Genomic DNA, 7374 nt, shown 5'->3' with positions numbered 1-7374 from the left:
ACGCATTTCGAGACCCGGACACTCCCCCGGCCGTTGCATTACGCCCTCCCGGCGCTCCTGGCACTGGCGGTGTTGACCGTCCCGTCCGTCGCCACTCCGACAACCCCCTTTCCCGCTGACACCCCGCTGGTCGTCGCCAGGATCGTGGACGGGGACACCTTCACCTTTAAAAATGAGGATGGAACAGAAAACAGCCACTCGGTGCGCTTTGTGGGACTGGACACCCCGGAGCGGGGGCGGCTGCTGGCCGACGAAGCCACGAACGCCCTGGAGGAGCTGATCCCGCCCGGCACGACCGTCTATCTCACCCCTGATGCCGACCCACGCGACGGTGCCAGCCCCTGGCGCTGGCTGGCTTACGTGCGGACGGACACCTGTCCGGATGTGGGGGCGGAACTACTCCGGCAAGGATTGGCCGTCGCCTGGCGGTATCAGCCGAACGTGAAGCGTTACGATGATTACCGGCATCTGATGTACGAGGCTTTCCTGGCCCAACTGGGACTCTTCGACCCGTCGGCGAAGACGGAGGATGAAAGCCTGCCCGCGGTGTATGTGGCCAGTGACCAGGAGGATGCCTATCACCGCCCGACTTGCGAATTCGCCCAGCGGATTCTGGAGGAGAACTTCGTCGCCGTCTATCGGGTCCAGCTCCTGGAGACCTGCGGCAAGTCCCGCTGTCAGTCCTGCCTGCAAGACGCCTGGCTGTGGGGCGACTGACCCGGCATTCGAATCAGAAATGACGCGGCGTTCCCGCTCTTGACAGGCCCCGGCTCCAGGGCCTAAACTTGCGCCCGATTTCACTTTCCGCAAAGGACTCTTCCCATGATCAAAACCGCGCTGAACGCCATCCACCACGAGCTCGGCGGCCAGATGATCGAGTTCGCCGGCCACGAGTTGCCCGTGCAGTACACCTCCATCAACGAGGAGCACCGCACCGTCCGCTCCAAGGTGGGCCTCTTCGATCTGACCCACATGGGCGAGTTCTGGTTCGAGGGCCCGGGGGCGCTGGCCTTCGTCAACCGCCTGGTGACCAACGACGTGGCCGCCATGAAGGACGGCCAGGTTATCTACACCCCGATGTGCTATCCCGACGGCGGCATCGTGGACGACCTCTTGGTCTATCGCTTCGGCGAGGAAAAAATTCTGACCGTGGTGAACGGGGCCTGCCTGGACAAGGACTGGGAGTGGGTCACCCGACACGCCCCCCAGGGGCTCAAGGTCACGAATAAAAGCGACGAGACCACCCTCATCGCCGTCCAGGGGCCGCTGGCCGAGGAAGTCATCCGGTCGGTGACCGACATCCCTCTGGAGCCCATCGGCTTCTACGAGTTCGCCGTGGGGACCGTCGGCGGGGTGAAGGACATGCTTCTCTCGCGCACCGGCTACACCGGCGAGGACGGCTTCGAAATCTACATCCCCAACGCGCACGCCGTGACCGTCTGGCGCGCCCTGTGGCCGAAAACCCAGGAGCTGGGGGGCAGGCCCATCGGACTGGGCGCCCGCGACACCCTCCGCCTCGAGATGAAGTACTGCCTCTACGGCAACGACATAGACAAAACCACAAACCCCTTCGAGGCGGGGCTGGCCTGGACGGTGAAGCTGGAGAAGGACGACTTCATCGGCCGCGACGCCCTGGTCAAGGTCAAAGAGGCCAAGCCCGGCCGCCGCCTCGTCTGCTTCGAGATGCTCGAGCGCGGAATCGCCCGGCAGCACACCAAGTGCTTCTCGGGCGACGCGGAGATAGGCGAGGTGACCTCGGGGACGATGTCGCCCTCCCTGGGCAAGGCGATAGGCCTGGCCTACCTCGCGTCGTCACACCGCGCGCCGGGCTCCGAATTCTCCGTGGACATCCGGGGCAAGCTCCGGGGGGCCGTCGTGGTCAAGCCACCCTTCTACAAGGACGGAACCCGCAAGTAGCGGCTCGGTCCATCACCCTTTTCGCGTACCGAGGCCGCCAAAATTTCAGTTCGGTATTTGCACTTAAACGACAGCGATAACGATGACTCGCGGCACTTTTTAAAAAGCAACACTTACGTCGCGAAGCCCACGCCCGGCTTCAAGCCGGCGGGCCGTCGAAGGAGGGAGACAGAGTGTCCTACCCCGATGACAGGAAGTACACCGATACCCACGAGTGGGTCATCTTCGACCCGAAAGAGGCGACTATCGGCATCACCGATTACGCCGCCCACCAACTGGGCGAGCTCGTCTACCTGGAGCTGCCCGACGTGGGTGACCGGATCGAGGCGGGAGGCGAGTGCGGCGTCGTGGAGAGCGTCAAAGCCGCCAACGACGTCATCGCCCCCATCTCCGGCAAGGTGACGGAGATCAACATGGCGGCCGTGGAAGAGCCCAAGAAGGTCAACGACGACCCGCACGGGAGCGGCTGGCTGATAAAGGTCAAACCGGACAACCCGGCGGAGATGGACGATCTCAACGCCGCCGCCGCCTACGAGGAGCTCCTCGGAGAGGAATAAGCCCCGCCCATGCGCAGCCATACCTTCGGGCAGAGATACATCCCCCTCATCCCGGCGCTCGTCCTCGCGGTGCTTTCGGGCTGCGGCGACGACGTAAAGCCCATCTCCGAGCAGGCGGAACTGACCCCCGAACAGGCCGGAGTCGTCACCCACGGTTTCACCTGGAAGCTCGTGGGCTCCGAGGTCGGTCTGCCCGCGGAGGGGCTCGTCTCCGTCGCGTTGACCCCGGAGGGGCTGATGGGCGTCGGGGGCGGCCACCTGATGATGAAGCAGGGTGAGCGCTTCGTCGCGGTGGAGAACCCTCTGCTGCCCCCGAACCTGAGCCGGGTGGTCTTCGCCGACGGGGTGCTCTGGGCGCTGGGTAACGGGGCGGCGTACTCGTCGGACATCGGCCACCGCTGGACCGCCGCGGGCCTGCCCCCCCGGGACGGCGGCTGGGTCTGCCACGGCGCCGCCAGCCTCGCCGGTGAGGCCTACATCGCCACCGACCAGGGGCTCCTGCAAACCTCCGCCTTCGACCCCACCCGTCCGGTCGCCTTCGCCCAGCTCGATCCGCTCATGGGGAAAGAGAGCGGCTACCGAACGGTCTCCGACGTCACCATCACGGAGGACTCCGTCTGGGCCGTTTCCCCGGACAAGCGGGGCTACCTGGCCCAGTACCTGCGCGAGAGGGACGAGTGGGTCATCCGCGCCAGCTACGATCCCTTCCGCCGCGTGGCCGCCTCGGGCGACTACGTCTGGGTCTCCACGGACGGGCTCGGGCTCTGGCGCTCCACCGACGGCGGGGAGAGCTTCAACGAGGTGATGAACGGCGGCGCCTGGGACCGGGTCAACGGCATCGGGATGGGCAAAGGCTCCATCTGGGCCGCTTCCGAGGGTGGCGCCATCTACTACATCTTCGCCACCAACGTCTGGGAGCACCACGGCGTCCAGGAGGGTCTCGTGGACCCGGTGATGCTGGATTGCGCCTACGACGAGGGGGCCAACACGGTGTATTTCGCCACCGCCTCGGGCCTGGCCGTCGGGACGAAGGAGGGACCCGCCCCGGCCCCGCCGGAGACGGTTGCACCTACCGGGCGCGACGTATCGGAACTGGAATGACCCGCGGTTACTTCACCAACCCGCTTCGGCGGGTTTTTTTATGCCCACGGTATTTAGCGCTTAATAAACAAAGGGGGGCAAATTTGGCCCCTTTTTGTATATAATCCCACCTAGGATGAAACTAAAAATGGGAAGTGGAAAAATGTCAACAAAAGCTGAAGAAAGTAGGCGGTTGTCGCAAGTTGACCTGCTTCGATCATTACAGCGTGACATTCAACTCACAGAGATGGTTACCGTCTATTTATCAGATGTCAATGAGCTACATGACCGACTTATCTACTGCGCTCTTATCCCCAATGAACAAATGGAAGAATCACTCAAGAATTCTGATTGGGATTTAAGCTATGGTGAAGGCATACCATGTGCTGTTAGATATCATGGAGATGGTGAGACAAGAGTCGAATATCTCCGTTATGGTGTTAGTAGAGGGATAGAACCCCTAGTTATTAATCGCATGTTTCATGATATATTTCCTGATTACTCAGAAATCAGCGAGGAATTTAGGCATTTTCATGAGCTCTATCACGAAAGGAAAGAGAACCACTACTTTAAAATTGATGAATCCGGTAATAAGCAGCTTGTTGCCACAGTCGAATCTGAACGGATTCAGATTCGACTCAAGGAGATACGCCAATTCCTCGCGGTCAAGGAGATGCACCTCTCTATACAATTCGATTGTAGAGAGCATTCCTTATTATCGCTCGATGAATTGTCACTGAAAGAAGGCAGCAATGATTTCTATGAAGACCTTATGTGTTGGAGTCAAAGCTATGGCGATTTTGAGGGTATAAATAACCTAAAGGCATTCAGTTGCGTGCATGGTAAAAAATTAATAAAGCCTTTACCAAAGGAAAAAAGTGGATTCTGGTGCTTTGCAGAAGAAGAACACAAGAAATACATGGACTTTATTATCGGCATCGATGACAAGGGTGATAATATTTACTACACGTCTAACCCCGATGCATTGGCTAATAATTTCGGCTCCAATCCTTATGCTCCCAATTATTTAACGCCTGTTCATTTTCGTAAAGAAGTTCTAGATAAATACTACGAGCAACCGGGTAAGTACTCGGTAGAAGATTCACATTTACATTGTGGGAATCTCTGGGGCATGGCTATAGATAACCATCACGATGATAAGGTTTGTGCATGGCTTGGGGATCTTGGTCGTGACTTGCCATATGATGAGCAACTTTATTGGAGATCGTATAATATTCCGCCGGCTGGTAAGTTGAGTAAAACCTTTACTAAACGTCAAATACTAGCTCAGTTCACTGACTCCGACCGTCCTGAAGATTTATTTGGGATAAGGTATCACGATTTACAAACAGCATGTAACGAGTGCCTTGGATGGCAGCTGTTGTTACCTTTAGAACCCGATGATGAGCACTATTACCAGTGTATCCGAATTCCTGCTACAGATGAGCAACGAGCTTTTGATGGACTTGTACAAGGACTTGCTAAAGTTCTGATTGACTCATTGAACGAGAAGTACCTTAATCGGTTGATACCTCCTGAAAAGAGTGGAAACCTGAATGGGAGTATTTCCATTTTAGAGGTCGCTTTTACAACTAGATGCGTTTTAGAAGCAGAAGAACACATCATATTCTTGCGTAAGCTCCAAGACCTTCGGTCCAGTGGGGTTGCGCATCGAAAAGGAACCAAATATAGGAAGGTTTCTACATATTTCGGTATTGATACCAGGAGCTTACCATCTGTATTTGAAGAAATTCTTCGTCAAGCTCTAGCACTACTGGAATACTTAACTAAAGTTGTGCGTAATGGGAATCTCAGTGAACTTGGCACCGATGGTCAGGCTCAGTAAGTGGATTCAGTGAATGTAAGTATTAAAACGTATACTTCAGCTTTTTAGTAATCACACAGTCCACCAGTGTTGGTATGCCGCGATTCCCCGTCCCGCTGCCACTCGAATAAAGGGGTCCGAAACCGGGCCCCTTTTTTTGCTCCAATCGGGTTTACGACGCGCTCAACGGGCTTCCCCTTCGTCCAACCCTTTACACAGCTTCCAGAGGTTGCAGTCGCGGCAGCCGGGGGTCCGCTTCCGCCAGACTTCGGCGAAAGGTAAGCGGGCCAGCTCGGCCGCTTCTTTAAGCAATCCCTCGGCCCGGCGGGAGACCTCCCCCGCGTCCAGCCGGTGGAACCCGCCGCCCTCGGCGGTGAAGAGCAGGGCGACCTCGCGCACGGGTTTTCCGAATAGCCGCTCCGCCGCCAGGGCGTAAACGCCGAGCTGGACGTCGTAGCCGTGCTTCTCGATGACCTGGGCCGGAAGAGTGCCGGTCAGGCCGGTGGACTTGAAGTCGTAGATTCCGAGCCCGCCGTCCTCCTCGACCAGGCAATCCATGCGGCCCAGGACCAGGCAGCCGCCGAGCTCCACCTGGAACGGAACCTCGAATCGCGGCCCGGCCTCGCGGATACGCCGCCACTCCCCCATCCCGTCCAGCGTCTTCAAGTGCGCGGCTAATCCGGCGATGGTCGTCCGGTCGGGTTCTTCAAGTATTGCTGAGACAAACTCGGCCACTTCCTCCTCTTCCTCGGAGGCGGTCTGGTCCCGCAGGCCGGCCAGTCGCCGGCGTATCTCGTCCTCCCCCAGCGGGACGCCACCTCCGGTCTGGATGAGATGGTGCAGGGCCGTACCGAAGGCGCTTCCCCAGGGGCGGTCCGCGTCCCAATCCCCCGACGACGGGCCGGTTTTCGGTTTTTCGCCCTCCAGCTTCATAACCCGGCGCAGGTAGAACCCCAGCGGGCATTGCCCGAATTCGGCGAGGGCCGAGGGGCTCACCGGCGGCGGGTCGTGGACGTCCAGGGGCGCGAGGAGCTCCAGGCTTATCCGCACCGCACCGTGCGGAGGGGGCGGATTTTCACGTTTTTCCGGCAGCTCCCGTTCGAGATGACGGACCGCGCCGGACACCGCGCCGCCCTCACCGCTCAATAAACTGTTGAGCCATTGACCGATCCGCCGTCCGGCCCGTCCGCCTTCCAGCGATTCGACCTCTTTATCGGCGGTGTTTAAAAGAATCAGGTGGTCCATGGCCCGGGTGCAGGAGACGTAGAACAGCCGCTTGCGCTCCAGCTCCTCGTCCAGCTCCCCGCGCCGTTTGATGCTCTCGCCCAGGGGCGTCAGCTTAGGGGTGAAGGGAGCATCCTCGGTGCGGACCTGCACCGTCAATCTCCGGTGGCCGGTGGAATCGGGCGCCAGGGCGTAATCGCAGGAGGACCCTCGACTGCTCGTATCGAGGAAGGGCAGCAGCACCACGGGGAATTCGAGGCCCTTGGCGGCGTGCATGGTCAGAAGCACCACGGGGGCGTACTCGGGGGTCGGCTCCTCGAACTCGCGGGACCCCTCGTTGTCGCGGAGCCAGGTCAGGGTGTCGGCGGGACCGGTCAGGCCGCCGGCGCGCTCCTCGGCGCGGATGAGCTCCAACAGGTGCTCCAGCCGCCGCCAGCGGTCGGGGCGCCCCTCGGACTTGAGGGCGGCCTCCAGCCCTGAGTCCCGGTAGATGGCCGCCGTGAGCCGCGAGCCGCCGACGAGGCCCGCCTGCCTTCGCCACCGGAGCCAGCGGGGGCGGAAGGAGGCGAAGCGTTCGCCCAGCCCGTCCACCGCCGGGTCGCCGACGAGGTCGGTCCATCGCCGTCCCGACGCGTCGCCGAGCCGCTTGAGCCGGAGCAGGTCGTCGTAATCGAAGCCACCGAATGGCGAGAGCAACATCGCCGCCACCTGTACCCCGTCGCGGGGGTCGGTGAGCGCTCCCAGCGCGGCCCGCAGCCAGCCGGCCTCCTC

At 60.1% G+C, this 7374-nt stretch carries 6 protein-coding genes; 5 read left to right on the top strand and 1 reads right to left on the bottom strand.

Annotation, left to right across the window (positions count from 1 at the left end):
- From NTW26_03735 to NTW26_03715, 5 genes are all read left to right on the top strand, one after another.
- The coding region (locus tag NTW26_03735) for a thermonuclease family protein (GenBank protein ID MCX7021386.1) at window positions 1-717 on the top strand (717 nt) is incomplete at its 5' end.
- A 105-nt stretch (window positions 718-822) separates the two neighbouring features.
- On the top strand, window positions 823-1917 hold the full coding sequence (gene gcvT, locus NTW26_03730; protein MCX7021385.1) for a glycine cleavage system aminomethyltransferase GcvT: 1095 nt from the start codon (window positions 823-825) through the stop codon (window positions 1915-1917).
- Window positions 1918-2090: 173 nt separating this feature from the next.
- Window positions 2091-2474, top strand: a complete 384-nt coding sequence (gene gcvH, locus NTW26_03725) for a glycine cleavage system protein GcvH (GenBank protein MCX7021384.1) — start codon at window positions 2091-2093, stop codon at window positions 2472-2474.
- Between the two features lie 9 nt (window positions 2475-2483).
- On the top strand, window positions 2484-3575 hold the full coding sequence (locus tag NTW26_03720) for a hypothetical protein (GenBank protein ID MCX7021383.1): 1092 nt from the start codon (window positions 2484-2486) through the stop codon (window positions 3573-3575).
- Between the two features lie 127 nt (window positions 3576-3702).
- A complete protein-coding gene (locus NTW26_03715) occupies window positions 3703-5400 on the top strand; it encodes a hypothetical protein (GenBank protein MCX7021382.1) in 1698 nt (565 codons plus the stop codon).
- Window positions 5401-5562: 162 nt separating this feature from the next.
- Here NTW26_03715 and NTW26_03710 read toward each other — a convergent pair.
- A partial coding sequence (locus NTW26_03710) for a PD-(D/E)XK nuclease family protein (protein MCX7021381.1) occupies window positions 5563-7374 on the bottom strand: 1812 nt, incomplete at its 5' end.

The organism is bacterium (assembly GCA_026398675.1).
In the GTDB taxonomy this organism is placed as follows: Bacteria; RBG-13-66-14; RBG-13-66-14; order RBG-13-66-14; family RBG-13-66-14; genus RBG-13-66-14.
The sequence above is the reverse complement of the archived record's forward strand: the minus strand, read 5'-3'. Positions and strand labels throughout refer to the sequence as shown.

What these genes read in the sequence shown, in the direction of transcription:
- NTW26_03720 (MCX7021383.1), top strand. Translation starts at nt 2,484, where the DNA reads ATGCGCAGCCATACCTTCGGGCAGAGATACATCCCCCTCATCCCGGCG.
- gcvT (MCX7021385.1), top strand. Translation starts at nt 823, where the DNA reads ATGATCAAAACCGCGCTGAACGCCATCCACCACGAGCTCGGCGGCCAG.
- NTW26_03715 (MCX7021382.1), top strand. Translation starts at nt 3,703, where the DNA reads ATGGGAAGTGGAAAAATGTCAACAAAAGCTGAAGAAAGTAGGCGGTTG.